The sequence below is a fragment of the Acinetobacter sp. IK31 genome (assembly GCF_035615195.1).
Taxonomy (GTDB): domain Bacteria; phylum Pseudomonadota; class Gammaproteobacteria; order Pseudomonadales; family Moraxellaceae; genus Acinetobacter; species Acinetobacter calcoaceticus_C.
Window position 1 is genome coordinate 1 of the sequence record NZ_JANBOB010000011.1, and the last position, 23539, is coordinate 23539.

Here is a 23539-nt window from a genome sequence, read left to right on the forward strand (position 1 = left end):
CTATAGCGGGTTGGCTAATAACTTCAACTGGCTGAATAGCACTTACAGGAGCAATATCTTGGGCTGTTTGTTGAACTTGGGGATTCAACACAATTTGCTGATTTTGTTGAACAGGCTCTGAAACCACAATTTCATTTGGCGCTAAAGGACGGAATGCCAATAAGCGTAAAATACACATTTCAAAACCTTGTTCTTGCGTCACGGCAAGTTGGAGGTCAGACCGCCCTTTACATGCAATTTGATAATACAGTTGTAAATCCTGAGCAGAAATCAGCTTGGACAGTTGCATGATTTTGCGATTGATTTCATCGCTATATTTCAAACTCAAATCAGGCAGATATTGCAAAATTGCCAATTCATGCAATGTCGAAATCAACTGATCAAGCACAAGTGAAACATCGAGCGCTTGATGTCTAAATTGCAATAAAAGCTGACTAACTTTTTCACGTTGGTTCTGATGAATCGCTAAAATCAAATCATAAATAATGGTGCGGTCAATTAGACCGAGCATTTCTTTAACATCTTGATGCTGTACAGCACCCTGACCATAGGCAATTGCCTGATCGGTTAAAGATAATGCATCACGCAATGAACCTTGAGCAGACTCGGCAATTTGCCAAATTGCATCTTGGTCAGAAACAATCTGTTCTTTTTCAAGAATAGTGCCAAGATGCTTTGTAATTTCATCGACAGCTAAAGGGCGCAATGTAAATTGCAAACAACGTGAAATGACCGTAATCGGCAGCTTTTGTGGATCAGTCGTTGCAAATAAAAATTTAACGTGTTCTGGTGGTTCTTCTAATGTTTTTAATAACGCATTAAAGGAATGCGTAGATAACATATGTACTTCGTCAATCAGGTAAACTTTAAAACGACCTTGCGTTGGCGCATATGGAACGTTGTCTAAAAGTTCACGCGTATCTTCTACTTTTGTTCTTGAAGCAGCATCAATTTCAATCAGGTCAATAAAACGGCCTTCATTTACCGCCTTACAAGTTGCACAGACTTCACATGGTGTAGAGGTCACACCTGTTTCACAGTTTAAACACTTGGCTAAAATACGTGCAATTGTGGTCTTCCCCACACCACGCGTTCCTGTAAATAAATAAGCATGGTGTAGACGACCGCGTTCCAATGCACTGCTTAATGCACGAGAAACATGGTTTTGCCCCACTAACTCATTGAAATTACGTGGACGGTATTTTCTAGCAAGTACTTGATACATGTATGCTCCTTGTTACAGGCATAAGCATACTTTGTTTTTAAAAGAGAGTGAACGCATAAAGCTCATATCCGTACAGATAAACTGCGAACTATACTCTTTTCCCATCCAAACCATTTATTTGACTAAGGGTGATCATGATGTAACTCCTGATCAGTGACTCCGTCATCCATCGTTTGTACCAGCCCAACCCCATCTTTAATTTCAGCCGAATAATTTCCTTTTTCGGTAAAAATTTGCATGATCGTATAGTGGTCTTTTTGACTTTGGGTGATGGTAAAGAAATTCTGATTTGGATCTCCCTGATCAAATTTCCCAGTCCACCGAACAATATCTTGGTCAACAGGCTCGATCTCTACAATTTTCCCTGTGCGGTTAATGCCATATTCCAACATTTGAAACTTAACCGTATCACCTACTTTTTTGAGTTCAATCACGTTTGGATCATACTTAATCACCATACCTTGTCCATTTTTAATCAATGGAAAATTAACATTAGAAGGCAGCTGATCCTTTTCTATTTCATTAAAAACAATTTGTTGCTTAGATAATCTTTCTTTCTCTGACGGACTCAAATTCATTGTATTTTGACGAGTAAAACCATTCTGACTTTCAACTCGCTTTAAGCTAACTTCACCTTTCTGGTTATCTGCAGATGACGTTAAAGCAGAAGAACTTTGCTGTGAAAATGCGAGCCAGATGAGAACTGCTAGCGCTAAACAAGCGATAGCAGTTCCTATTAACAATTTATTTTTTTTCATTATTTACGGCTAAAAATAGAGATTAGTTATATAAAGAAATTTTCTGTGCATTTAGGTTAATGACACTGACCGCATCAATTTTTCCTTCCTCACCCAAACGAACACCATATTTAGGGTTATATAGATACGGGTTAGAGTAAAAATTAATATTGTTGCCTCCCATCGCAGTACTCCCTAAAGGATGAGCAAAGCCTGAACCAATATTGGTTGAACCATTATGGTATAGGCCAAGATTATGTCCCACCTCATGACGCATCGCAGCAAAAGAACAACCTGCAATATCATTTGCACCAATCATGTTATATGAAGATGCATTAATCCATGCCCAGCCACAACCGCCATCGCCTGGTTCATTGCCTTGATAATAAACGCCATCAGCCAATACGCGTTTGCGTTCATTTTGTACGGTCGTGTCATCGCGTCCAAAAGAAATAGCTTCTTTTAAAGTTGCAGCAGGGATTTTATAAGTTAAATAGCCCACATCTCTTAAGTAAAAACGTGCATTCGAATTTTCAGCAGTTAAATTCGTTAAATTGACACCTTCAATCATTCTAAGTTTTGCAGCACTTTCACCTAAAATTGAATTTACTTCTGGACTAGAAACCAACAACATATCAATCGTATAACTATCTACTGACCAGCCTTGAGCCATGTAAATAAAACGGCGATTTTCACCCTTTTTAATGGTCGAAGACAAACCATTGGCAGCATTAATATAGGTATCAGCCGATGCATTTGACGCAATAACCACCTTATCCCCGACTTGAGCTTTAACTGGTAATTGTAAGGTTGGCTGCCAATTTGTGGTAGAAAGTTTTACCTTTAAAGCGGGTTGAGTCATATTCGGTAAAATTGCAGGAATTGTTGCCGATGAATCAATCACCTTCGTTGGTGAAGAGATCAGCTGCCAATACCCTTTATCACTGACATACATAAACTCATATTGATCGCCTGTTTTTAGCGTTAAAGTTGCTTGGCTATTAATATTGGTATTATTAATTTTTGCAGACCAAGTCGCCGTAGATTTAATAACAATTCTATCGCGATCATTTGCAGTCGCAGGAAGAGTAAAATTGGATACCCAGTTCGCATCGCCAAATGAAACTTCTGTAAGTGGACTATTTACAGCTGCTAAAGATGTTCCAATTTGCTGAACATTTAACTTCTGCGGTTTTATATATTCTGGGACCCATTTCCCTAAAGCAGAATAATATTTAAACCAATATTCAGACCCATTTTTTAATAAAAAACTGCTTGGAAATAGTAAATTTGCTTTATCTATATTGGAGTCAGCACTGGCTGTGGAAACAATTTGTACGGTTGTACCATCGCGCACATCACTTGGTAATGCAATGGTTTGTGCCCATTTGTCATTTTGAATAAGTACTTTTTGTATGGATGCAGTTGTTAATGGTACAACTTCATAGTTAGTACCATTGGTAGGGCTCACTGTCGCTAACTGAGCAATCCATTTATTTTGAGCAGTATTAAAGATGAATTGGTAAACATCCCCGCTATTTATCTTCAACACTTCTAACGGAATATTCGTATTAGAAGTATCTAAATAACTGCTATAAGCCGCACTAGAACGAATCGTAATTTTGTCTAAATTATTAGCACTTGCTGGTAAAGAGAGATTTTTGACCCAATTTCCATTTGCTAAAGAAAATTCTAAATCTGAATAACCAGATGGAATTGATCCACTATTATTATTCTGATTGGGTGAAAGTACAGTTGCGGCATATACAAGTGAAGATGCAACAATTGCTCCGATAATGAGTGATGTTTTTAATTTTAAATTCACAGCAGCCTCTTTTATTTGTTTTTAGATTTTTCGAATAGCAGATTAACAAACCATTTTTTTACAGTCAATTTTTGATCAATTATTTTTTTATTAAATTTCAATAATATGAAAAATAAATCATTTTGAAATAAAAATATGAAACCTATTAAACAATAATTTTTTTATGAGAATTACATAACTAAAAATATTGAGATAAGGAAAGTTCTATCAATTTATGTGTATTTAAAAATTATATTTATAACAAGAAAAAGAGAGAAATTTTTCTCTCTTTTTCCGCAACTGTTAAACTTGTTTAGATCATTAACTCACTTTCTTTGGAAAACTAAACCAGACAAATACAGTTAAAAGGAAGAAACAAACAGCGGAAATTGTAAGCACCCAACTATGTGCATAGCTAAAAGCTTGCTGAGCAACTGCAATTAATTGCTCTCCTAAAGGGTTTTCAAGCTTAGAAGCTAATTGCATGGTTTCACCAATCGAAATACTCGCTTTTTCAATTAAGTTCATCGGGAGTTCTTCTGGCAAAATAATTGAGCGACTATAAAACCAAGACAACATTAGACCAAAAATAGCGACACCTAAACCAGCACCGAGCTCATAGGCCATACCTTCAATCGCACCTGCTGCACTTGCTTTGTTTGGTGGTACAGAAGACATAATCGCAGCAGTCGAAGCGAGTAAGGCAATCTCAATGCTAAAACCTAAAAAGACCATACACGTCCATGCTAAAAAGTGATCGGTCGAAAAGTTAAGCTGGGCAAGTCCCCAAAGACTAAAGCCACTTATTAAAATCCCAACAGTAGATACAAGTCTAAGTCCCCATTTATTTAAACAGATTCCTGCTAATGGACCACCTAAACTAATTGCAATCATAAATGGAATAATAAACATGGCAGCTTGCAAGGGAGAAAAACCATGCACAAATTGCAACTCTTGAGACAAGAGTAATTCAAAACCAACCAAAGCAATCATTGAAACAACGGCCATGACAATACTGGTAGAGATGACTGGATGTTTAAATAACTCCAAATCAATCATTGGAGTCGTGCTTCTTTTTTGGCTACGAATGAAGTGAATTAAAGCACTTACCCCAACCACAAACATCACGACTGTGAGTACCGAGAAGTTGTACATGGCCGATTTGATCGAATAGATCAGACTTAAAATTGCCACAACCAACACTAAAGCTTGTCCTAAGTTAATTGGTTGATCGGTTTTCTCTTCCTGCTTAGGAATGATCATGACAATCATGACCAGAACAACCAAAATAATTGGGATGTTGATGAGGAATACTGCTCCCCAATGGAAATGCTCTAGTAAAAAACCACCCACTAATGGACCAAAAGCGGCACCACCGCCCCCTACTGTAGACCAAAGGCCAAGTGCAAAATTCCTTTGCTTTTCTTCGGTAAAAGCATTTCGAATTCCCGATAAAGTTGCAGGAATAAGCATGGCTGCCCCTAGCCCTAAAAGAGCACGGGAAGCAATTAAAGCATAGGCTGTTGGTGAAAAAGCAGCTGCCAGTGAACCGACTCCAAAAATTGCGGTTCCAATAAATAATAATTTTTTAAAGCCAATACGATCACCGAGTGCGCCCATCGGCAAAATCAAACCCGCCATAATCAGTGAATAAATATCAATGATCCATAAAAGCTGATTGGCAGTTAAATTCAATGCTGCACTTAAAGATGGTGTTGCAACATGCATCACCGTTGCATCAATTGTAACCGGCAAATAAATAAGGACGATGATCGTCAGGATTAACCATTTCTTTTGCATAACGCTCTTCGATATCCAAAACTTGGACATGTGTTCAAATTACGGTTATTATATACACAATTGGACACTTGTCCAACTTTAAATTTTAATGTAGTTTGTCTCGAATTCAGTCAGGTGAAATAAGCATGGCCTATCTTAATCGTGATCAACGCAGAGAAATGATTCTGCAAGCTGCCATGCAAGTTGCTTTGGCTGAAGGTTTTACAGCCATGACGGTACGTAGAATCGCAAGTGAAGCCCAAACCTCGACTGGACAAGTTCATCATCACTTTTCGTCGGGATCTCACTTAAAAGCTGAAGCTTTTTTAAAGCTTATGGAACAGCTTGATGAAATTGAACAAACCTTACAAACAAATAGTCAATTTCAAAGACTCTTCATTTTATTAGGTGCAGAAAATATAGATAAACTTCAGCCCTACTTACGATTATGGAATGAAGCTGAACTCTTGATTGAACAAGATGTAGAAATACAAAAAGCTTATAACTTGGCCATGCAAAGTTGGCATCAAACGATTGTTCAAGCAATTGAAAGTGGAAAAAAGGAAGGCGAATTTAAAGACATATCTAATTCGACAGATATTGCTTGGCGGCTTATCGCTTTTGTGTGTGGATTAGAAGGAATTTATAAACTGGGATTACAAGGTTTAACTGAAGATGACTTTAAGCGCCATACAGAAGTGATTATTCGCCTAGAATTATTATAAATGTAGAAGCTGGCATTTATTAAAATACCAGCATGGTTGAAAGTACAGAATTTAGAACCAGCCTTTGCGGCCTTTTAAAATTTGGTCGGTGCAACGTAAAGCTTCTTGAGTAAGCCCCCATAAACGATAGTCACCCGTGATTGAACCAATCTGAAAGTTATGAGTATAAGCAAAACTAAGATCACGTTCAGGATCACACCACGCACCTGAACCATTGTAGCCAATATGTCCAAAGCCATTTTTAGCACGCTTACCCATGGTAATAATACGGTGATAACCTAAACGCCAATTCATTGGAATCGGCATAACCCGATCACGTGCGTAACTTTGGATGGTACTCAATTCTTTAAATATCTCTGGACGAATCAGTTGTTGCCCATCCCATTCCCCTTGGTTTGCAAGCATTCCATAAATTTTTGCCAGACTATTTGCAGTGAAAGCGCCATTTGCTGCCGGAATAACGGTTTGCAACCCTTCATCACTAAAAAAGCTAAAATGCTTCATGCCTTTAGGAATCATGGCATCTTGAAAATCTTGAGGGTTTTGTCCCGTCCATGTAATCATTTTTTCTGAAAGTGAACTTTTACGTGGTTTAAAGCTTTTCTTCTTCTCAGATGACGCAGATACAGGTTTAGTTTCTGGTTTCGATTGAATAATTAAACGTGCTACACGATCTAATTCGCTTGCTGGTACACCAAAATATGCCCCATCTAAATCCAATGGTTCAACCAGATATTTTTGCATGAGTTGAGCTAAAGACTGACCAGTTGCTTTTTCAAGCACCCCACCAACAAGCCAACCAAATGTTAATGCCTGATAAGCATTACCCTCTCCCGCGACAAATCTTGGTTTAACAGCCGCGACCATATCTAACATATGTGGCCAGTCGAGCATTTCTCTCGCACTTTCGATGGTATTTCGAATATCAAACATACCGCTTTGATGGCTCAGCACATGACGTAATGTCATTTGCTCTTTACCATTTTGTGCAAATTCAGGCCAATAAGTCGAAATCGGTTTGTCGTATTCTAAAAAACCCTCACTTACTACAATGTGAGCTAAAGTCGCAAGTATACCTTTACCTGTAGAGTAGCAAACTGCCAAGGTATCTGGTTGCCAAGCTTCAGTTTGTGATTTTAGACCGGTGTAGATATCGACAACTTTCTGACCTCTAAAATAAACCGCTAATGCAGCTCCACCTTGTCCCGTTCTGGCATATTGAAGACGGCTAAACTGGTGAGCTAAATCAATAAAACGTTCATCTAAAATACCGTGATAGTTATGGGTATCGGCCAGTAAAATCTCTTTAATCACATGAAGTTCCTTGCATTTTTTGTTATTTTGCTCAAAAGCAGCCCAAACATCTGTTCAGGCTGCTGATATTTTTATAATGCTTTTACAGTTCCTGCAACATGCGGTTTTTGTGATTTCGTATTACGAATCAAGAAATCAGTCTTTTTGTCTGCATTGGCAGTTAAAAACTCAACTTTTGAAGGTAGGTACATTGGCAGTTTAAACCACACATCTGCTTCATAAGCATTTGGTAATTCAAGATTCGCTAGTGCTTTAGCTTTGCTCCACATACCATGCGCAATCGCTTGTTTAAAGCCAAAAGCTTTCGCAGTAATGGCATGAATATGAATTAAGTTGAAATCACCCGACACTTTCGCATAACGGCGGCCTGTGTTTTCTAAAATATCCCACTCTGCCTTAGGTACATAAGCTGGTACTTGTTCTTCTTTGGCTTTTTCGCCGACTCTTTTCTCAACCTTTTGACGAGATAAATAGGTTGTCACGCCTTCCATTACTACTTCGTTGCCAACTCTTGCCGTGGTAATAAAGTCAAACTGAACACCTTTATCATGCGGTTTTAGTTCCCCAAATTTGCATGATAATGTGAGTTTTTCTGTTACACCAATTGGTCGGGTTTGTTTAATCTGGTTACGAATATGGACTAAGCCTAAAATCGGAAATGGAAAAGTTTCTGCCGTCATCATGTGCATTTGCAAACTTTGCGACAGCACAGCCAAATAAATTGCGGGTACAAAGCCATTATTTTTAAAACCACATACTTCGTTATAAGCTTTTAAATGTTGCTGATCAATTTCAAGGCTATCTACCACGTATTCAACTTGTGGCAAGATTTTGGGACCTTTAGGCTTTTTAAAGATTAAACCTTGCACAACTTTTGGATAAGCCAATGCCGCTTTTGGTAGCTGGCTAAAATGACGAGTATTCATACCTAACCTTTTATAATTTATAGATTCTTGAATAAAAAAGGGATGCCCAAGCACCCCCTGTTTTTAGCTAAGAGTGCTTAAGCGCCTAACAAGCTTTGGCCACATACACGAACCACGTTGCCATTTACGCCTGTAGAAGCAGTTGATGCAAACCATGCAATCGTTTCTGCTACATCAACAGGTAAACCGCCTTGTTGCATTGAGTTCATACGGCGACCAGCTTCACGAATTGCAAAAGGAATCGCAGCAGTCATTTGTGTCTCAATAAAACCAGGAGCTACTGCATTAATGGTAATACCATCTTTTAAGATAGGTGCAGTAAATTTCACCAAGCCAATTACACCTGCCTTAGACGCAGCATAGTTTGTTTGACCAAGATTACCAGCAATACCACTAATTGATGATACGCAAACAATACGGCCATTTGCATTTAGACCATCGTTTTCTAACAAGTAGTCATTTACACGTTCAGCAGCAGACAAGTTAATGTTGATCACTAAATCCCAAAGCTCTGGCTTCATATTAGCCAAAGTCTTATCACGCGTAATACCCGCGTTATGAACGATAATATCTAACCCGCCTTGTTTTGCCGCAGCAGTTTTAATTTTTTCACCTGCATCAGCAGCTGTAATATCAATTGCCAATGTAGAACCACCAATGTCGGCAGCTACGCGATCAAGGTCCGCTTGTTGTTGGGGTACATCTAGACAAATGACATGTGCGCCATCACGTGCTAATACATGCGCAATTGCTTCACCAATACCACGGCTTGCACCTGTTACCAACGCAGTTTTACCTGCAAGTGGTTTTGCCCAATCTACATCAACAGCATCTGCTTTAGAAACGCGAATAACTTGACCAGACACATAAGCAGAACGCGGAGAAAGTAAGAAGCGTAAAGTTGACTCAAGGTTCACAGCAGCGCCTTCATCTACATATACAACTTGAGCAGTAATACCCTTTTTAAATTCTTTACCTACAGATTTGATAAAACCTTCAAGTGCACGTTGGGCAATTGCCTGTTTTACAGTTTTTGCAGTTTCTGGTGTTGTACCAATCACAATCACACGGCCAGAAGTTGCAACTTGACGTGAGATCGGGTTAAAGAATTTATAAAGCTCATTTAACTGTTCTGAGTTTTGAATTCCAGAAGCATCAAATACAACTGCTTTAAATTTTGATTCTTTATCGCCTGCATTAAATGGACGTAAATTTAAACCAACTTTTGCAGCTTCTTGTTGTAATGCAACATTATTGCCTACATAGCTGTCTGCATGAATATTGCTAAGTACTTGTGCAATCGCACCAGACAATACACTTGACGGCGCCGCGCCAACCAATACTGCCCCATTCACTACCGGCTGAGCATTTTCAAAACGCTCTAAGGCTACAGGGGATGGTAAACCCAAATTTTTAACAACGAATTTACCAATTGGAGATTGTGTAAATGCTTGGTATTGATCAGTCATGATTATTATCTCTCAAAAAAATGATTTTCTACGACAGGCTTCATTATGTTAGGAAATGCGGAGAAACAATATGAAAGCAGTCGTTCATTAGAGTCATCCCAAATCATACTTGAGTTGATCTTTTGATGTCTTGACCTGAATGCTATCTACAATGTCATTCTAGTCAATACAGGTCTATTTGAATTGTGTTAAGGTAGCGTATAAGAATATCGTTAATATGCTTGGAAAAGCCTTATGAGCAAAACAACTCAAGAAAATCCAGCAGTCGAGAATTCTGCTCAGGAAAAAGTGTCAAATACATCAAAGTCGGCTTCTAACACGGCTAAGCGTAACAGCACAACTCCTAAAGCAGCAACTAATACTCCAAAAACGACACGTACTCGTTCAACGACTGCACCTGCACGAAGCCCTCGTAATAAGAGCGCAGCTTCTGCACCCCCTTCTACATCTTCTAATAATGTAGCTGCAGCACCAAAAGCAACAAAAACCAAAACTTCTGTTCCACAGGATAAAACCATGAGCCAAAACACTGTTCGCCGCGTTGCAATTATTGGCGGCAACCGAATTCCATTTGCACGTTCAAATACCGCTTATTTTAAAGCGTCAAATTCAGACATGTTGACAGCAGCATTAAATGGTCTGGTTGAGCGCTTTAATTTACAAGGCAAACGTATTGGCGAAGTCGTTGCTGGTGCTGTTTTAAAACATAGCCGTGACTTCAACATGACTCGTGAAGTTGTATTAAGCACAGATCTTGCACCTGAAACTCCTGCTTATGACATCCAAATTGCTTGTGGTACAGGTTTACAAGCTGCTTTTGTTGTGGCAAACAAAATTGCGCTTGGTCAAATTGATGTCGGTATTGCAGGCGGTGTAGACACCACTTCTGATGCACCAATCGCTGTTGGTGATGGCTTACGTAAAGTATTACTTGAGCTCAACGTTGCGAAAACTGGTAAAGACCGTCTTAAAGCATTAACAAAAATTGATTTTAAAAAGCTTCTTGATGCACCAAGCAATGGTGAACCACGTACTGGCCTTTCAATGGGTGAACACCAAGCAATTACTGCATTAGAATGGGGTATTACTCGCGAAGCTCAAGACGAACTCGCTGCAAGCAGCCATCAAAAACTTGCTGCTGCTTATGAGCGCGGTTTCTTTGACGACTTAATCACTCCATTCTTAGGTCTTAACCGTGACAACAACTTACGTGCAGACAGTACAGTTGAAAAACTTGCTAAATTAAAGCCTGTTTTCGGTAAAGGCGAAACTGCAACAATGACAGCGGGTAACTCAACTCCGTTGACTGATGGTGCATCTGTTGTGTTACTTGCTTCTGAAGAATGGGCAAAAGAAAACGGTCATGAAGTTTTAGCTTACCTTTCTTTCTCAGAAACCGCTGCTGTGGACTTCATTGGTAAAAATGGCCCTAAAGAAGGCTTATTGATGGCTCCTGCTTATGCAGTACCTCGTATGCTTAAGCGCGCTAACCTTAAACTTCAAGATTTTGATTTCTACGAAATTCATGAAGCATTTGCCTCTCAAGTATTATCTACTTTAAAAGCATGGGAAGACGAAAAATTCTGTAAAGAACGTCTTGGCTTAGATGCCCCTTTAGGTTCAATTGACCGCTCTAAACTGAACGTAAATGGTTCATCTTTAGGTGCAGGTCACCCATTTGCTGCAACTGGTGGTCGTATCTTAGCAACTGCTGCTAAATTGATTAATCAAAAAGGTTCAGGCCGCGCATTAATCTCTATCTGTACAGCAGGTGGTGAAGGTGTAGTTGCAATTGTAGAGAAATAATTTCTACATCTAACTACAAAAAATAAGCACCCATTTGGGTGCTTATTTGATTTTAGGATTTATAAATTTAGTGCAGTGATGCAGCTTTTGCTTCAGGGAAAAACTTATCTTCGATATGGTCATAACACCATTGGAAAATGAAGGTATAGACCAAAATACAAAGCGTTAAACCAATATCTAAAATAAGCGCATCAATGACACTCATTTGTAGCATATAAGCAATCATTGGCACTGTTGCAATAAGCAAACCACCTTCAAAACCAACCGCATGTAAAATCCGCACAGGGATTGTTCTTTCCCAATTATATTTATGCTCTACTTTTTCAAAGTAGTGGTTAAAAATCATATTCCAGAAAACTGAAACCACTGCCATAAACACACCGAGTGTGCCGGTGACATCCATCGGCATATCAAAAATAAAACTTAATGCAATCGCAATGATGACCAATAAAATTCCTTCATAACTGATTGCATGAATGAGCCTTCTCTTGGAAATCAACATTTTTAAATACTCAATAATACTTGGATAAGACATATTTTATTTTTATAATGTTGATTAATCCAATCAGGTTCTTTCAGTTTTTTTGACAGATGAATATTAATCAAGAACAACTACTCATGTTTCAAGCAGTGATTGAAACAGGCTCCTTTTCAGCAGCAGCGCGTAAACTTGGAAAAGTCCCTTCGGCTGTAAGCATGTCTATTGCCAACTTAGAAATTGATCTGAACTTAACCTTATTTGATCGTAAGGGCCGTGAACCCGTTCCTACTGATCAAGCACGGGTCTTATATGAAAAGACTTCTCAGCTTTTAATTGAGATGAACCAGTGGAAACAACATGCACATGCATTAAGCACAGGTTTAGAAGCTAACTTAACAATTGTGATCGTCTCTGAATTACTACACACCAACTGGACCGACTATATTTGCCTTTTAGAAAGTCGTTTCCCTGACCTGCAAATTAATATTGTTTCGGCTCCTCAAGAAGATGCTTTACAAATGTTACTAGATGGTTCAGCCCAACTTGCACTCATGTTTGAACGTGAACATCTGGACAACCGAGAACAATTTGTTGAGCTCAAACGCGAGGCTTTAATTCCAGTTATTGCAAAAAATCACCCACTTGCAACCCAAAATCAGGTTTCTTACGAACAAATCCTTACCACACGGCAAATTGTGGTCGCAAGTCGAGATGAGACGTTGAAACCTGAATTACTGTTTTCAAAACATTACTGGCGTACAGACAACCACCACTCTGCTTGCTTAATGATTTTACGTAATCTAGGTTGGGGAGTTCTTCCGCAAGAAATGTTTAAAGAAAATCCTGAATTAAAAAACAAGCTTAAAGTATTGGATTTATTAGATTTCACTCCAAGATTTGAATATTATGTCGACTTGGTCTGGAGCCGCGAAAGTGAACTTGGTGCAGCAGCCAGATTTCTTATTGAATATATCCGAAAGCAACGAACACAACATGCACCTTAATATTGTTTAAATTTAGATGCATAACCTAAACGTTTTTATTTGAAATATAACAATTGATATATCGACAGCATGAATATACTTTGTGCTATAAAGAAAACATAAGATTTTTTATTGAAGATGTTGAATATCAATGACTCATACAGCACTTGACCAATTAAAAACATTAACGACCGTTGTTGCCGATAGTAGTGACCTTGATGCAATTCGTAAATTTCGTCCTCTAGATGCGACGACCAATCCTTCGTTGATTACAGCAGCAGCAGAACAACCAGAAAGTAAAGAACTCATTGAAGATGCTTATTATCAAGCCAAAGAAGAAGGCTATAGCAACGATGAACTGATTGAACGAACCATTGATATTTTAACCGTAAAATTTGGTGTAGAAATTTTAAAACTGATTGAAGGTCGGGTTTCGACTGAAGTTGATGCTGCTCTTTCATATAACACTGAAGCGACCATTCAGAAAGCGCATGAATTATGTGAGCTTTACAAAGGTTATGGTATTGACCAGTCACGTATTCTTATTAAAATCGCGTCGACTTGGGAAGGTATTCAAGCTGCTAAAGTGCTTGAAGCGGAAGGGATTGCTTGTAACCTCACTCTGCTTTTCGGTTTACATCAAGCTCAAGCCTGTGCAGATGCAAAAGTAACTTTAATTTCACCATTTGTAGGCCGTATTCTAGACTGGTACAAAAAGGCTGAAGGTGTCGATTCTTATCCAATTGAAAAAGACCCAGGCGTGGTTTCAGTTAAAAAAATCTATACCTATTACAAGCAACAAAATATTCCAACTCAAGTGATGGGTGCGAGCTTCCGTAGTATCGATCAAGTTCTTGGACTTGCTGGTTGCGATTTACTAACGATCTCTCCGGGCTTACTTACCCAGCTCGAGCAAGATACACGTACAGTTGATGCAGCTCTTGATGCAACTAAATCAAAACAAGCAGAAGCTATTGTTAGACCAGCTCAAGATGAACAAAGTTTTAAAGACGAACTTAATCATGACTTAATGGCATTCCAGCTTTTACAAGGTGGTGTCGATGGCTTTATTAAAGCTCGTGACCAATTAAGTTTTTTATTACGTCAATCTTTTGGAATTGATGCGGAAATTAAACCTTAAAAAACTGCACTTTTCATACAAAATCACCGATTTTTGTTATCATGGCAAAAATCGGTTTTTTATTGGGTTTCTCGTGTTCGGTATAACAGATTTAACAACATATATTATCGGTACGTTCCTAATTGTGTTATTGCCGGGACCCAATTCTCTTTATGTAATGTCAATTGCTTCACGTTACGGCATTAAAACTGGATATATGGGTGCATTAGGTATTTTTACCGGTGATCTTATTTTAATGCTATGTACCGTACTAGGTGCAGCTTCTTTATTAAAAGCATTCCCATGGGTATTTGTTATTCTTAAATTAACAGGTGCACTTTATCTATCTTATTTAGGCTTTAAGCTCTTACAAGGTAGTATTCAACGCTGGAAACAACGTAATCAACCACAACCAGAAATGGCTGATTTACCCGCTTTAGATAAAATTCATCCTTATAAAACAGCATTAAGCATTAGTTTACTCAACCCTAAAGCGATTTTATTTTTCTTATCTTTCTTTGTCCAATTTGTTGAACCCGATTATGCCTACCCAGCACTAAGTTTTTTAATTTTAGCGATTATTTTACAAGTGATTAGCTTTAGTTATTTAACGGCATTAATCTTCTCTGGAATTAAACTTTCAGCATTTTTTAAACAGAACCATAAAATTGCAGCAAGTAGTATTTTTTTAGTAGGGATTCTATTTTTTGGATTCGGTTTAAAACTGGCAACTTCAACAATCTATTAATCTTTACCCTAGTTTTTGCATTATAAAGTTAAAATATGATGAACTGCTAAAATGCTAGCATGCCATCTGTTTTAACTTCATTGAGCACAAAAAATGTTCTAACTTGTCTTACTCCTGGTAAGGCAATAATTTTTTCACTATGAAATCGATTGAAAGCTGCTAAATCTTTAACACGAATTTTTAGAAAATAATCGACCTCTCCCGCCACCAGATAACATTCCAGAACATTCTCCAAATCACCTGCCGCCTGTTCAAAGGCCTGAAAGCTATCGGGTGTTGAACGATCCAGAACCACACCGACTAGCACCACCGTATCACGCTGCACCATACTCGGATTGATCCGAGCACGCACATCTAAAATTGCTCCAATTTTAAAAAGACGCTGTGTGTGATTCCAACAAGATGAAGTGCTTATGCCTACAAGTTTGGCCAGTTCAGCATTACTTAAACGTCCACTCTCTTGTAAAGCGCGCATAATTTTAAGTTCAAGCACTGTCAAATTTTCAGTCTGCTCTTCCATAAAACAATATCCCAAATTTAGTATCACTTATGAAAGGAATAATAGCATTATTCAATATTTCGAAAATATTATTTCTATTTCAAATCAAAAATAGAAAGCACCTTCTTTAAAAAAATTGTTAGATTTACCTAGCTGAAAGCAAAGACAGAAACATATTAATTTTTCAGGGATTTAGAACATTTAGCTATGCAAAAGATTCTTCAAGATTTTTCAATTCCAGCTGTATTTGCTGGCTTTATTACTTTTTTAATCGGTATTAGTGTTTCAGCCATTTTAGTGATTCAGGCGGCTCAAGCTTTAGGTGCTTCACCCGAGCAAATCACCTCATGGTTTTGGGCTTTAGGCTTAGGTATTGGTTTATCAGGATTCATACTTTCTTGGAAATTTAAATATCCTGTAGCGACAGCCTGGTCAACTGCTGGCCTCGCTTTAATTATGGCAACAGGTAGTGGCTATAGCATAAATGAAGCGATTGGTGCTTTTTTAATAGGTGGTTTACTGACTGCTATTTTAGGCTTTTCAGGTATATTTCAAAAAGCACTTTCATATATTCCTCAAAGTTTAACCAGTGCCATGCTTGCAGGTGTTTTACTCAAATTTGGTATTTCCCTGTTCGCCAGTTTACAAAATAATTGGGAATTCGTTTTATCTTTGCTCGTTATTTATGTAATAACAAAAAAATTATGGCCCCGCTATAGCATTGTATTCACGGCACTTGCGGGTATTGCCCTATGCCCTGTATTTTTAGAATTTCATATGCCTACACTTCAGTGGTCTTTGGCTAAACCTGTTTGGATTAGTCCTGATTTTAGCTGGTCAGCACTTTTGGGATTAGCTCTGCCACTTTTTGTGATTAGCATGGCTTCGCAATATTTACCCGGAATTGCCATGATCAAAAGTTATGGCTATAAACCGCATGTTAATCAACTGATTGGCTGGACAGGTTTAACCCAAGTTGTACTGGCACCTTTTGGTTGTTATAGCGTAAATATTGCTGCGATTAGTGCAGCGGTAAGCTTAGATGATCAAGTCCACCCAGACCCAAGTAAACGATATATTGCAGGCATGAGCTGTGGTTTTTTCTATATTTTAATTGGCCTGTTTGCTGCAACACTGACAAGTTTGCTGATGTCTTTTCCACATATTTTTATTGTAGCTTTAGCAGGTATTGCATTATTTGGTACGATCAGCCACAACATTGCAATTGCCTTCGCTCAAGTTGAAGACCGTGAAGCTGCATTATTTACCTTCTTATGTAGTGCTTCAGGCATTCAATTTTTCGGTATTGGCTCAGCCTTTTGGGGACTTATTGTAGGTGTAGTTGTATATTTTATTTTAAAACTTAAAGTCAAAAAAAGTTAATAAAAAAGCGTTCATAGCCCCTATTTTCAATGCTATGAACGCTTTTCATCTATTTCCTATAACTCTCTTACTACAACTGATTTTGCCATTTTGTCATGCCATCCTTGTTTTTTTGCATCAAATGCGACCCAAAAAAGACCAATACCAAAGACTAAAATTGATGGAATATAGCCAATATATCGAATAATACTCTGCATGACTGTGAGCTTATTACCTGTTTTTTCATCTAAAACTTTTAATCGCATCAATCGTTTACCTGGAGTACCTGCAAAATACAGCCAACATAAAATTGAATACAATAAAGGAAATATATAGTTCACGATTAAATCGAACCAATAATTTTGAGGCTTAGTACTTAAGCCCGTGGCAAAGACTAAATCATAATCCCCCTGATAAAAAATCCATGCCGCAGGAATAACCGCCAAAAAAAGAATAAGAGTATCAATAATCATTGCACCAAATCTTAACCAGAACCCTGCATACTCATACTTATAAGTCATGCTCACCTCGCTTTGTTATTGTTTAATCGCTACAAACGCTTTTACAATTTTACTTTCATCCTAAATTAAACTTTTTTATTTTTAAATACTTAAATAAATTTAAAAATTTCTACTTTTATATTTTATTGTAATAATTTCGATCAAAAAAACGTTATTGCATCAATATTCATCATAAAAACTAATTTAATTATTTAGAACTGAAATTTTTCGTTTCAGTTCTATTGAAATAGTTTTATAGACAACTAAAAATACAAATACATATTATATCTATTTCCAGAATAAAATATCTAATTTAAATTCTTTTTTTAATAATAATGCTGCAAATAATAGAGCTAATCCAATAATAATTAAAAAAACACTTAAACTGAATAATCCACAAATAACAGCTATACTGCCTAATATAGCTAAAACATAAAATATAATTACACTGAGTGTTGGCATTTCAATTTATTCCACTACTTAAAAATAAAAGCAATTTATTCTATCGAGTTTATAAACGATTGCTGTTTTCAAATGTTTGCTACACTATTAATTTGTATCATTATACATTGAACATGTTATTAAACTTATTTAAGTGTTACTTTACTTTAATAACAAGTGATGTATTTCACATAAATTTTATTTAACTTCAAAGTAATGTTTTTCAGTTATAAGTTTAATTTTTAGATTTTTATATAACCGTTCTTTTGAGTCTTCCCGTGAAGGGACAATTTTTTCTGCAAATTTATCTTCGGTCATCAATCTGGCATAAGTTTTATAGCCAATCACTAACTTTTCGGGTTCTTTACCTGTTTGACGAAATTCTTCAATGAGTTTATTGACTTTCTTTGCTGTTAAATCAGCCATCTTCCTCTCTCCCCTTAATTTACTATTTTGTTATACGTTTTCTATATGACAGAAATATGTACGGTAATTTTTTTTAATTTTCATGTAAATATTATCGATTATTTAGCAATGCCGCTTAAACACCATCACAACCAATAGAAAAATAGATACAAATATATGATTTAAAATAATTTTATTTAATTTTCCTTTCTTGTAATCGAATAGATGTCTACCTAGAATGAAATATGTTAATCTTTAATTAATAAATGCTTCATACATATAACAACTGTAAATAAGAGGAATAACATTATGAATTACCAACATATTATTGTACCTGTCGATGGTTCTGAAATTTCATTAGCAGCAGCAAGACAAGCAGCTCATATTGCAAAGGCTTTTGGAAGTAAATTGACTGCTATTAGCTTAGTTGCGGTAGATCCTTTTAGCGGTGTAGATTTTTATTACATCTCACCTGTTGTAAAAGATTATTTTGTTGAAGCACGCGCAAATGCAGAAAAAACTCTCGCAAAAGTAAAAGCTTTATGTGCCGAAGAAGGTATTGATGCTGAAACTCAAATTATCCAAGGTGAGATTTCTTCAGATGGCATCCTTAAAGCAGTAGAAGGCTTAGGTTCCGATTTGATTGTGATTGGTTCTCATGGACGCAAAGGCTTCCAAAAGCTTATTTTGGGTAGTTTTGCTCAAGATGTTTTAAACAGTACTAAAATTCAGGTATTGGTTGTAAAAGAATAAACTTTTTTAGATGCACAGGACCCAATCCAACGATTGGGTTTTTTAATAAAACCTATTGTATAAATTTTATACTAGCTAAAAACCCAGATAGAATAGTTTCTTATTCTTCCAATTTCGTGAGTCACGCCAATGAAGTAAGTCTTTTTTCTCATCATTTTTTCTTTCTTTGATGTGCAAAATAGACTTTTTTTGTGATTTAACGTCTCTGCTTAAAACTACTTTTTCCTATTTTGTACATCCTGTATTTATGAGGTTTTCTATGACTCAGCAGGCATGTGTAATATCACAACTCACTTTAGAATTTTCATCTAAAGTTATGTTTAAACAATTAAATTTTAGTCTTGAATCGAACCAGATAGCGGCTTTAATTGGCCGTAATGGGCAAGGCAAATCTTTGCTTATACAAATGTTAAATCAGACGCTTAGCTTAGATTCAATTCTTACATCTGGGCAAATATCGTGGCATATAAAACATGCATATTTACCTCAATTGCATCGGTTAACAGGACTGACCATAGCCGAAGCATTAGATATCGTAGACATTTATCAAGCTTTTAAAAGAGTTGAGCAAGGCGTTGCCAGCTTCAATGATTATGATTTATTGGAAAGCAAATGGGATTTACCCATCTTATGGAATAACTTATTAGAGTCTGCTCATTTGCCCACTGATTTAGACTTTCCAGTTAAAAATCTAAGCGAAGGTCAAAAAACTAAATTGGCATTAAGTTGTTTATTTTTAAAATCAGATCATTATTTACTGCTTGATGAACCCAGTAATCATCTAGATCAGGAATCTAGAAAATGGTTAATTGATCAGTTGAAGAAACACCCCGCAGGTGCGCTTATCATTAGTCATGACCGAACTTTGTTGAATGAAGTAGATCATATTTATCATTTAAATGAACATGGTTTACATCACACAACAGGAAACTATGAGAAATTTGATGAGCAATATCAAACTAACATTGCGGCTTTAGAACAATCTATTCAACAAAACCAACGCGACGTTAAACACATGAAGCAAAAGCAACATGAAGTATTAATGAAAGCTCAAAAACGTGAACGTGCTGGCAATAAATTACGCGAATCAAATTCTCAAGCCAAAATTCTGCTCGATTTTAAAAAGGAACAAGCAGGTCAAAGTATTGCGGCTATACAGTCTCAGCACCAACGACAAATTTCAAATAGTCAAAATGATTTAAAAGACAAAAAAATGCGTCTTGAGACCGTTAAGCCGCAACAGTTTGTCTTCCCTACTTTCCATAAAAAATCTGGAGAAATTCTTCGAATTAAAAAACTCAAACTAAAATATGGAACTCACAAACCCATAGATTTAGCTGTACAGGCAGCCCAAAAAATCCACATAACGGGTCCAAATGGTATTGGAAAATCAACACTACTTAAAGCAATTAATGCACAGAAGAATCAGTCCTGTGACAGCATTCAATTATTTGTAGAGTGCTTTTATCTCGATCAAAACTTTAGCTTTTTATGTGATGAGATGACTGTTATTGAGAATTTAACTCGCATGAATAAGGAGCTTTCAGAATTAGAATGGAGAAATTTATTAGGTCAACTTCGAATTCGCGGTGATAAAAGTACTTATCTCTTATCACAACTAAGTGGTGGAGAAAAACTCAAAGTAGCTTTATTGGCACTTAGCCAGATCCACCCTACACCGGAACTCCTGTTATTAGATGAACCGGAAAATCATTTAGATATTGAATCTAGAGAATTATTAGCTACTGCTATTCAGAGCTATGAAGGTGCTGTATTACTCATTTCACATGATCAAACATTTGTTGAAAGTTGTGGCATTCATGAGTCCTTTTCTTTAACCGAATAATGAGTATCTATACCATTTTTTAAATTTACTAGCTCTCATGTGAAAGCTAGTAAATTTTATCAACTATTATTTTTTTACTTTATTTAATATTTCGACATCTAGACTATATTTCACTGTTTTATTTTTACGAGCACTATTACGCATTTGATAAACTTGAACAATATAATCGCCATCCACAGGTAAAGTGAGCTCTCCTTTAAAGCCTACAGTTGAGCCAATTAATAATGCATTATCTTTACCTGGTTTTTTCCCCGGTGCAAAAATATTGACATAGGCTAAATTACTAAGACTATTAATATTAAATTTCAATATTTGCCCATTCTTTGCATAAATCCTATATCTCACATCATCATAACCCTGAAATTTTCCAGTTAATGTGGTATGTGTTGAACCTTGTAAAAAATTAACTTTTTCCTCAACATTTTTTGCTAAAACAGTGAATGATGTAGTTGAAATGAGTATAGATAATAATAAAGTTTTAATGATTTTTTTCAATTTCTAACCCTCAAAATATTTTTAAATTATTATATTAAAAATAATTTTTATAAAATTTTAATTTATGTATGAGTTTCATAAGTAGTAGTTGTTTTTTATAATTAGTAACAAATAAGGTATCTTAGAAATCTAAATTATAGTTTTACTTATTTAAAAAATTAAAGCGTATGATTGTTCAATAAATAAGGAAGAATCTTGAATGAATATTACGATTCGTGATGAACGAAATGAGGATATTGAAGCAATAGAAAAACTAACAGAAGCAGCTTTTCAAAATGCTGAGCACACGAGTCATACCGAGCATTTTATTGTGAATAGTTTAAGAAACCACGGACAACTTACAGTCTCACTAGTTGCGATTGAAGATAGCGCTATTGTTGGGCATGTTACTATTTCTCCAGTTCAAATAAGTTCAGGGGAAATGGGATGGTATGGTTTAGGGCCTATTTCGGTTCATCCAAATAAACAAGGGCTTGGTATTGGCTCACTTTTGATGAATAAATCACTAGAAAAATTAAAAAACTTAGATGCAAAAGGATGTGTTTTACTCGGTGACCCCAAATATTACAGCCGATTTGGTTTTAGAACCTATCCCGAACTCATTTTGCCTGATGTGCCAAGTGAGTATTTCCAAGCTTTAAGCTTCTCGGGCAATATTGCTAAAGGGTATGTCAGCTATCATGAGGCATTTAATGCAACACAATAATTAAAAATTTTAATCTTTAAAAAGAAAACTCCTCAGAACAGGAGTTTTCTTTTTTATTTGAGCTGAGCAATATTTATATAAATAATCTGGCTTTATTTAACACGCTCAATCTGAAAAACTTCGATATCGGTAGGCTTAACTCTATGTGTATCCACCTCTCCTACAACACGTACTTTATCTCCAGCTTTTAATTGTAGAGGCTTCCACAAGTCATCATCAATATCAATTACAATTGAACCCGTAGCATCTTTAAACTCAAAATGATCACCTGCAATATGCTTTACGATGGTGCCTGTTAAGGTTACTCCAGATTCATCAGCCAAGTTTTTTGCTTTAGACACCGTGACTACATTTTTTGTCGCTTCTTTTAACAAAACAGCATCTGGTTTAGCCAATACCGCATTACTACCCAATAAAGCCAACCCAGTGAGTGTTGCTAAGAATATTTTTTTCATTACCATGACCTACTTTTAATGTTCTTAGTTATATAAACAAATTCTTTTAAAGTTATAGATTTAGCTTTTGTGATTTTTTGTATCTTATTAGAGTCTTTGTTTAATGAGGATGAATAAAAATACCAAATAATTTCTTTAAATTTTCTCTTCCGATAACTATTTTATAGCGTATTGTTGTTTCGTTAATTTACTTAAGAAAGAGTTTTCCTTAAGTAAATTAAACTGACTACTAAAAATATCTCTTAATTGTTAAACGACGAGTTGTCCTAAATCCAATAAAACATTCATGGCTTCTGTCTCATCTGTTGTTTGCATAACAATCATTCGATCATATGAAATTCCACCAATCTCAATATAAATTTTCGGATGTGGAAGCTGAGGAATATAGACTTTTAGGGGTTGATAAAGAGCAAGAAGATAACCAAATGAATCATAAGGATAATGATCATTTTTTAATGTCTTCTTTACCACAACATAAGTATTCAATATGTCTAGAATAAAACCATATTCATTTTCAGAATGAAATTTAGCATCCATACCCACCTCCTTGATTAATTAATATTTTTATAATCAAATTTAAAGGTTAAATTTCTGATCTGATGGCATTTGAATCAATTTATTTTAAATATAGGGTTATATTTAAAATGATCCGTGTTGAATATAAATATATTTAAAACCAACCATACTAGTCAACATATTTTGAACAGTGCCATTAAAAATAAATATTGTGAGTTACAAATCACATTTTCAGATGATAATAAAAAGATATAAAAAAGCCCATCTTACGATGGGCTTCGGTATTCATCTGGGTTATGAATCATTGTCCATTGAATGAGGGGTGGTCGTTTTATCTTGCTGTTTTGTGTCATTTTCACCTTGGCAAGCACTCACACTTAAAGAAATAATGGCAGCTAAACTTAAGGTAGCCATAATTTTTTTCATATTTCACCTCATAAATTA

The 23539-nt window shown here is 36.2% G+C and carries 25 protein-coding genes and 1 pseudogene; 9 read left to right on the forward strand and 17 right to left on the reverse strand.

From position 1 onward, the window contains the following. From dnaX to amvA, 4 genes are all read right to left on the reverse strand, one after another. On the reverse strand, nucleotides 1–1225 hold a 1225-nt coding region (gene dnaX / locus MSG66_RS06290), incomplete at its 3' end, for a DNA polymerase III subunit gamma/tau (protein WP_324653011.1). Between the two features lie 122 nt (nucleotides 1226–1347). Then, the gene (gene cpaB, locus MSG66_RS06295) at nucleotides 1348–1983 is read right to left on the reverse strand and encodes a metalloprotease secretion chaperone CpaB (RefSeq protein ID WP_133972944.1); all 636 of its coding nucleotides are present in this window, start codon (nucleotides 1981–1983) and stop codon (nucleotides 1348–1350) included. A 22-nt stretch (nucleotides 1984–2005) separates the two neighbouring features. Further along, nucleotides 2006–3787, reverse strand: a complete 1782-nt coding sequence (gene cpaA, locus MSG66_RS06300) for a metalloendopeptidase CpaA (RefSeq protein WP_262472272.1) — start codon at nucleotides 3785–3787, stop codon at nucleotides 2006–2008. A 300-nt stretch (nucleotides 3788–4087) separates the two neighbouring features. Beyond that, nucleotides 4088–5566, reverse strand: coding sequence for a multidrug efflux MFS transporter AmvA (gene amvA, locus MSG66_RS06305; protein WP_202741784.1), 1479 nt, complete (start codon nucleotides 5564–5566; stop codon nucleotides 4088–4090). A gap of 125 nt (nucleotides 5567–5691) precedes the next feature. Here amvA and MSG66_RS06310 point away from each other — a divergent pair, with 125 nt between their 5' ends. Further along, nucleotides 5692–6270 (forward strand): TetR family transcriptional regulator, encoded by a 579-nt coding sequence (locus MSG66_RS06310; protein WP_133972938.1) that lies wholly within the window; start codon nucleotides 5692–5694, stop codon nucleotides 6268–6270. Between the two features lie 51 nt (nucleotides 6271–6321). Here the strand turns inward: MSG66_RS06310 and MSG66_RS06315 are convergent, their stop codons facing one another. The 3 genes from MSG66_RS06315 to MSG66_RS06325 form a co-directional block, all read right to left on the reverse strand. After that, nucleotides 6322–7584: a serine hydrolase domain-containing protein gene (locus tag MSG66_RS06315; protein WP_324653017.1), complete on the reverse strand. Its 1263-nt coding sequence runs from the start codon at nucleotides 7582–7584 to the stop codon at nucleotides 6322–6324. A gap of 71 nt (nucleotides 7585–7655) precedes the next feature. Next, nucleotides 7656–8510: a MaoC family dehydratase gene (locus MSG66_RS06320; RefSeq protein WP_324653019.1), complete on the reverse strand. Its 855-nt coding sequence runs from the start codon at nucleotides 8508–8510 to the stop codon at nucleotides 7656–7658. Nucleotides 8511–8587: 77 nt separating this feature from the next. Next, the gene (locus tag MSG66_RS06325; RefSeq protein WP_324653021.1) at nucleotides 8588–9979 is read right to left on the reverse strand and encodes a 3-oxoacyl-ACP reductase; all 1392 of its coding nucleotides are present in this window, start codon (nucleotides 9977–9979) and stop codon (nucleotides 8588–8590) included. A gap of 234 nt (nucleotides 9980–10213) precedes the next feature. Here MSG66_RS06325 and MSG66_RS06330 point away from each other — a divergent pair, with 234 nt between their 5' ends. Further along, nucleotides 10214–11785 carry an acetyl-CoA C-acetyltransferase gene (locus tag MSG66_RS06330; RefSeq protein WP_042896925.1) on the forward strand — a complete coding sequence of 524 codons (1572 nt, stop codon included), beginning with the start codon at nucleotides 10214–10216 and terminating at the stop codon, nucleotides 11783–11785. A 67-nt stretch (nucleotides 11786–11852) separates the two neighbouring features. On the opposite strand, the gene aceI is transcribed toward MSG66_RS06330, so the two are convergent. After that, nucleotides 11853–12287, reverse strand: coding sequence for a chlorhexidine efflux PACE transporter AceI (gene aceI, locus MSG66_RS06335; RefSeq protein ID WP_005039851.1), 435 nt, complete (start codon nucleotides 12285–12287; stop codon nucleotides 11853–11855). An 89-nt stretch (nucleotides 12288–12376) separates the two neighbouring features. Between aceI and MSG66_RS06340 the strand changes: the two genes are divergently transcribed. From MSG66_RS06340 to leuE, 3 genes are all read left to right on the forward strand, one after another. Further along, a complete protein-coding gene (locus tag MSG66_RS06340) occupies nucleotides 12377–13270 on the forward strand; it encodes a LysR family transcriptional regulator (protein ID WP_262472285.1) in 894 nt (297 codons plus the stop codon). Between the two features lie 130 nt (nucleotides 13271–13400). Then, nucleotides 13401–14390 (forward strand): transaldolase, encoded by a 990-nt coding sequence (tal, locus tag MSG66_RS06345; RefSeq protein ID WP_324653025.1) that lies wholly within the window; start codon nucleotides 13401–13403, stop codon nucleotides 14388–14390. A gap of 73 nt (nucleotides 14391–14463) precedes the next feature. Continuing rightward, nucleotides 14464–15117 carry a leucine efflux protein LeuE gene (leuE, locus tag MSG66_RS06350; RefSeq protein WP_324653027.1) on the forward strand — a complete coding sequence of 218 codons (654 nt, stop codon included), beginning with the start codon at nucleotides 14464–14466 and terminating at the stop codon, nucleotides 15115–15117. A 46-nt stretch (nucleotides 15118–15163) separates the two neighbouring features. Here the strand turns inward: leuE and MSG66_RS06355 are convergent, their stop codons facing one another. Continuing rightward, the gene (locus tag MSG66_RS06355; RefSeq protein ID WP_324653029.1) at nucleotides 15164–15637 is read right to left on the reverse strand and encodes an Lrp/AsnC family transcriptional regulator; all 474 of its coding nucleotides are present in this window, start codon (nucleotides 15635–15637) and stop codon (nucleotides 15164–15166) included. Nucleotides 15638–15823: 186 nt separating this feature from the next. Between MSG66_RS06355 and MSG66_RS06360 the strand changes: the two genes are divergently transcribed. After that, the gene (locus MSG66_RS06360) at nucleotides 15824–16999 is read left to right on the forward strand and encodes a benzoate/H(+) symporter BenE family transporter (RefSeq protein ID WP_324653031.1); all 1176 of its coding nucleotides are present in this window, start codon (nucleotides 15824–15826) and stop codon (nucleotides 16997–16999) included. A gap of 56 nt (nucleotides 17000–17055) precedes the next feature. Here the strand turns inward: MSG66_RS06360 and MSG66_RS06365 are convergent, their stop codons facing one another. From MSG66_RS06365 to MSG66_RS06375, 3 genes are all read right to left on the reverse strand, one after another. Beyond that, nucleotides 17056–17499, reverse strand: coding sequence for an RDD family protein (locus MSG66_RS06365; protein WP_202741774.1), 444 nt, complete (start codon nucleotides 17497–17499; stop codon nucleotides 17056–17058). 267 nt (nucleotides 17500–17766) lie between these two features. Beyond that, nucleotides 17767–17940: a hypothetical protein gene (locus MSG66_RS06370; protein ID WP_133972923.1), complete on the reverse strand. Its 174-nt coding sequence runs from the start codon at nucleotides 17938–17940 to the stop codon at nucleotides 17767–17769. Between the two features lie 177 nt (nucleotides 17941–18117). Next, nucleotides 18118–18345 carry a hypothetical protein gene (locus tag MSG66_RS06375; protein WP_202741772.1) on the reverse strand — a complete coding sequence of 76 codons (228 nt, stop codon included), beginning with the start codon at nucleotides 18343–18345 and terminating at the stop codon, nucleotides 18118–18120. Nucleotides 18346–18633: 288 nt separating this feature from the next. Between MSG66_RS06375 and MSG66_RS06380 the strand changes: the two genes are divergently transcribed. Then, nucleotides 18634–19077 carry a universal stress protein gene (locus MSG66_RS06380; protein ID WP_004643207.1) on the forward strand — a complete coding sequence of 148 codons (444 nt, stop codon included), beginning with the start codon at nucleotides 18634–18636 and terminating at the stop codon, nucleotides 19075–19077. 259 nt (nucleotides 19078–19336) lie between these two features. Continuing rightward, a complete protein-coding gene (locus MSG66_RS06385) occupies nucleotides 19337–20923 on the forward strand; it encodes an ATP-binding cassette domain-containing protein (protein WP_324653036.1) in 1587 nt (528 codons plus the stop codon). A gap of 66 nt (nucleotides 20924–20989) precedes the next feature. On the opposite strand, the gene MSG66_RS06390 is transcribed toward MSG66_RS06385, so the two are convergent. Both MSG66_RS06390 and MSG66_RS06395 read right to left on the reverse strand, forming a co-directional pair. Beyond that, complete coding sequence (locus MSG66_RS06390; RefSeq protein WP_324653038.1) at nucleotides 20990–21418, reverse strand: DNA breaking-rejoining protein; 429 nt, start codon at nucleotides 21416–21418, stop codon at nucleotides 20990–20992. A gap of 34 nt (nucleotides 21419–21452) precedes the next feature. After that, a pseudogene (locus MSG66_RS06395) lies at nucleotides 21453–21539 on the reverse strand (hypothetical protein); the annotation flags it as partial. 78 nt (nucleotides 21540–21617) lie between these two features. On the opposite strand from MSG66_RS06395, the gene MSG66_RS06400 reads away from it, so the two are divergent. Continuing rightward, entirely contained in the window at nucleotides 21618–22124 is a 507-nt protein-coding gene (locus tag MSG66_RS06400; RefSeq protein WP_202741769.1) for a GNAT family N-acetyltransferase, read from the forward strand. A 92-nt stretch (nucleotides 22125–22216) separates the two neighbouring features. Here MSG66_RS06400 and MSG66_RS06405 read toward each other — a convergent pair whose 3' ends face one another. The 3 genes from MSG66_RS06405 to MSG66_RS06415 form a co-directional block, all read right to left on the reverse strand. After that, nucleotides 22217–22579, reverse strand: coding sequence for a NirD/YgiW/YdeI family stress tolerance protein (locus MSG66_RS06405; protein WP_202741768.1), 363 nt, complete (start codon nucleotides 22577–22579; stop codon nucleotides 22217–22219). 249 nt (nucleotides 22580–22828) lie between these two features. Further along, entirely contained in the window at nucleotides 22829–23116 is a 288-nt protein-coding gene (locus MSG66_RS06410; protein ID WP_005039828.1) for a hypothetical protein, read from the reverse strand. Between the two features lie 273 nt (nucleotides 23117–23389). Continuing rightward, on the reverse strand, nucleotides 23390–23521 hold the full coding sequence (locus tag MSG66_RS06415; RefSeq protein ID WP_133972913.1) for a hypothetical protein: 132 nt from the start codon (nucleotides 23519–23521) through the stop codon (nucleotides 23390–23392). Nucleotides 23522–23539 lie beyond the last annotated feature (18 nt).

Bases quoted from the DNA above. Each gene is read 5' to 3' on its own strand.
- MSG66_RS06340 (WP_262472285.1), top strand. From the start codon at position 12,377: ATGAATATTAATCAAGAACAACTACTCATGTTTCAAGCAGTGATTGAA.
- MSG66_RS06375 (WP_202741772.1), bottom strand. From the start codon at position 18,345: ATGGCTGATTTAACAGCAAAGAAAGTCAATAAACTCATTGAAGAATTT.
- amvA (WP_202741784.1), bottom strand. From the start codon at position 5,566: ATGCAAAAGAAATGGTTAATCCTGACGATCATCGTCCTTATTTATTTG.
- MSG66_RS06400 (WP_202741769.1), top strand. From the start codon at position 21,618: ATGAATATTACGATTCGTGATGAACGAAATGAGGATATTGAAGCAATA.
- MSG66_RS06325 (WP_324653021.1), bottom strand. From the start codon at position 9,979: ATGACTGATCAATACCAAGCATTTACACAATCTCCAATTGGTAAATTC.
- MSG66_RS06310 (WP_133972938.1), top strand. From the start codon at position 5,692: ATGGCCTATCTTAATCGTGATCAACGCAGAGAAATGATTCTGCAAGCT.
- MSG66_RS06385 (WP_324653036.1), top strand. From the start codon at position 19,337: ATGACTCAGCAGGCATGTGTAATATCACAACTCACTTTAGAATTTTCA.
- MSG66_RS06405 (WP_202741768.1), bottom strand. From the start codon at position 22,579: ATGAAAAAAATATTCTTAGCAACACTCACTGGGTTGGCTTTATTGGGT.
- cpaB (WP_133972944.1), bottom strand. From the start codon at position 1,983: ATGAAAAAAAATAAATTGTTAATAGGAACTGCTATCGCTTGTTTAGCG.
- MSG66_RS06320 (WP_324653019.1), bottom strand. From the start codon at position 8,510: ATGAATACTCGTCATTTTAGCCAGCTACCAAAAGCGGCATTGGCTTAT.
- MSG66_RS06360 (WP_324653031.1), top strand. From the start codon at position 15,824: ATGCAAAAGATTCTTCAAGATTTTTCAATTCCAGCTGTATTTGCTGGC.
- tal (WP_324653025.1), top strand. From the start codon at position 13,401: ATGACTCATACAGCACTTGACCAATTAAAAACATTAACGACCGTTGTT.
- MSG66_RS06380 (WP_004643207.1), top strand. From the start codon at position 18,634: ATGAATTACCAACATATTATTGTACCTGTCGATGGTTCTGAAATTTCA.
- MSG66_RS06410 (WP_005039828.1), bottom strand. From the start codon at position 23,116: ATGGATGCTAAATTTCATTCTGAAAATGAATATGGTTTTATTCTAGAC.
- MSG66_RS06330 (WP_042896925.1), top strand. From the start codon at position 10,214: ATGAGCAAAACAACTCAAGAAAATCCAGCAGTCGAGAATTCTGCTCAG.
- MSG66_RS06355 (WP_324653029.1), bottom strand. From the start codon at position 15,637: ATGGAAGAGCAGACTGAAAATTTGACAGTGCTTGAACTTAAAATTATG.
- MSG66_RS06370 (WP_133972923.1), bottom strand. From the start codon at position 17,940: ATGCCAACACTCAGTGTAATTATATTTTATGTTTTAGCTATATTAGGC.
- aceI (WP_005039851.1), bottom strand. From the start codon at position 12,287: ATGTTGATTTCCAAGAGAAGGCTCATTCATGCAATCAGTTATGAAGGA.
- MSG66_RS06365 (WP_202741774.1), bottom strand. From the start codon at position 17,499: ATGACTTATAAGTATGAGTATGCAGGGTTCTGGTTAAGATTTGGTGCA.
- MSG66_RS06415 (WP_133972913.1), bottom strand. From the start codon at position 23,521: ATGAAAAAAATTATGGCTACCTTAAGTTTAGCTGCCATTATTTCTTTA.